Raw genomic sequence first — 2582 nt, forward strand, 5'->3', positions numbered from 1 at the left:
CCCCTCCGTCCGTTTGTGGAAAGATTCTATTATCTCCACCTTGGCACGTAGATGCCGGCAGGTCCGCGAGGGGCTGCGTCATTCTTTACTGCTTATCCTACTCCCCGTGAGGAGGGAGGCGTCCATACCATCTCCTTTGCGCTTACGTGTTTTAGTTGATAAAGTTTTTACACCTCTATCAAATCGGATAACCCCACCTTTTGGCAAGAAGACTGTCAGATCAAATCTGAGCTACTACCCGACAGGTACCTCATTAGTGATTACTTATTTTCAAAAGTATTATCCGCTTTTAAAACTTTTAGTGCAGCACTAGCACAAATTTCGTCAAACTGAGCTCCCGGAGCGCCGCCTACTCCTATACCACCAACTACTTCACCACCTATTTTGATAGGAAAGCCGCCACCTAGTAAAAGGATATTTTCGTTTAATTGAGTTAAGCCATGCAGCTCGGGTTTCTGGGTGACCAGCATGGCATATTTATTTGTTGAATCGCGGAGGCTATTAGCAGTATAAGCTTTGCGGCGACTACTATCCAGAGTGTGGGGGCCAGCACCATCGGCTTTTAGTTGTACTTTGAGTAATCCAGACTGATCAACAATGGCAACACTGACTTTGAATCCGTCGTCATGACATTTTTTTATAGCAGCCATTGCCGCGTGGGTTGATAATTCAAGTGGCAAAATTTTTTGAGTAAGTAAATCCTGCGCCCAGGCCAGATTAAATACTGCATAAAACGCTAGTGCTGAAATACTGATTGCAAGTTGTTGTAATTTGTCTCTCATGATCAGATCCTCTAGTCAATTTTTATTAATAATGAATAGATATTCTATCTCGTTTAAGTCAATATTTAAGATTTCAACTTTATAAATTATTGAAAATAACCCTTTCGATAGAACTCTTGGTAGAGTAACAATCATTATATTTCTATATGCCTCTAAATCATTTTCAGCTTAATCGGAGTATGCAACATTGAGTAGCGAGATGGCAGCTCGGCTTCCCATGCTCTTCTGTTAAAACCGTACTCTCCTCTCGGCACCGCGTTCCCTTCGTCCGGTATGGCGCTCTCCAATCAACACATCATCAATTTCAATCAATTCGTGTAATCGATAGATGCTGTTACGGTGTCCCATAGCAATACGAATCTTGCGTAACATCTGACTGGCAGTAATCCACGATCATTAATCATCTGCCTGGACCGGCCAGCGCTGCTGTGCCAGTGCCTGCGCACAGGTTTCCTCCGTTCCGTCATGCTTTTGCTATTCCATTAAATTTGTCTCTTGCCCTCTTTCATAAGCTAGCTCTTTAGTTATTGATCTTACTCAATAGAATAAGGTAAATTAACTGAAATAGCTCACAAGCTATTATTTTAATATTATTCTAGTAGTTACATGAAAACTAGTGGGCTTAGATTATCTTCTAAGACTACTTTACCAAGGCACGATTTGCCCATCAAACGCATAAAATTTTCCGGAATCTCCGGACTTCAAGTTACTAATTACCCGGCGCATACCAGTGACACTCTGCTCGGTTGAAATCAGTCCATTGGGGCCGCCCATATCGGTTCTTACCCATCCTGGATGTAATAAAACCGCAGCAATCCCCTTAGGATTTAAATCAATAGACAGACTCTTCATCACGATATTGACACCCGATTTGCTGGAGCGATAGATATAACTTCCACCGCCCCGATTGTCTGCAATGCTGCCCATTTTGCTGCTAATAGTAATGATGGTTTTGAGTTCGCTTTTGGAAACTTGCTGAATGAATGCTTCGGCCATTTTTAAAGGCGCCGCGGTGTTCACCTCAAAAGTATAAGCCCATGCAGCATAATCTGTTTTTCCGAATGCATCGCCCCGTTCTGGCGGATAAACACCAGCATTATTAATCAATAAATCAATCGCCTGATTAGATAATATTTGTGATAATTGTTCAATCTGTTGATGATTGACTACGTCTAGTGAATAAATAGTTATCCGGTCAGGGTGCTGTGTTGCCAACTGATTCAGCGCTTCAGCTGCAGCCGGATTGCGGCAGCACGCAAAAACACGCCAATGATCCATGGCATATTGCCGCACAAACTCAAGCCCAATGCCCCGATTTGCCCCTGTAATCAATACTGTTCTCATGCCTCTCCTTCCATCGTCATTCATTAATTGAACGGAGATGATCCCTTATTCCGATAATTGACGTCAATGGCGCCGCCATCCCTATCTCTGGCAATATTATAAAATTCTTGAAGATCATGTGGCTCTAAGCTAGGCTGCGACATTTTTATAAAATTTTGCATATGTTCTAACCTAAAAAAATCTAGAAAATTTGTTGGGCTGATTGTCTAATTGCAATCAAACCATGTATTGGTGCTGGTATTAACTCTTACATAAAATTATGATTGAAATTATTGCTGCTTTTGTCCGATGGTCACAGCTGACCGCCAATTTAATCCTGTTTGGAAGCTGTATGTTCTTGCCATTATCGGACAAAAAAACTGAGAACTTTGCACGGTCAGAGCCAGTTTCAGATGCGATTAATGATATAATAGTGTTTTTAATCATACAATTGAGTTAATTGATATGAGCTTTTCG

Annotated in this window: 2 protein-coding genes and 1 pseudogene; all 3 read right to left on the reverse strand. The window is 41.6% G+C overall.

The window, feature by feature from the left end:
* Positions 1 to 260 precede the first annotated feature (260 nt).
* The 3 genes and pseudogenes from BM021_RS14775 to BM021_RS14785 all read right to left on the reverse strand — a co-directional run bounded on the left by BM021_RS14775 (position 261) and on the right by BM021_RS14785 (position 2126).
* On the reverse strand, positions 261 to 782 hold the full coding sequence (locus BM021_RS14775; protein WP_090721738.1) for a GlcG/HbpS family heme-binding protein: 522 nt from the start codon (positions 780 to 782) through the stop codon (positions 261 to 263).
* A gap of 240 nt (positions 783 to 1022) precedes the next feature.
* Positions 1023 to 1175 (reverse strand): annotated as a pseudogene (locus BM021_RS16690) (IS1595 family transposase); the annotation flags it as partial.
* A gap of 252 nt (positions 1176 to 1427) precedes the next feature.
* Complete coding sequence (locus BM021_RS14785) at positions 1428 to 2126, reverse strand: SDR family oxidoreductase (protein WP_090721739.1); 699 nt, start codon at positions 2124 to 2126, stop codon at positions 1428 to 1430.
* Positions 2127 to 2582: the final 456 nt, after the last annotated feature.

Origin of the sequence: Nitrosomonas sp. Nm166 (assembly GCF_900112825.1) — a bacterium.
GTDB lineage: Bacteria > Pseudomonadota > Gammaproteobacteria > Burkholderiales > Nitrosomonadaceae > Nitrosomonas.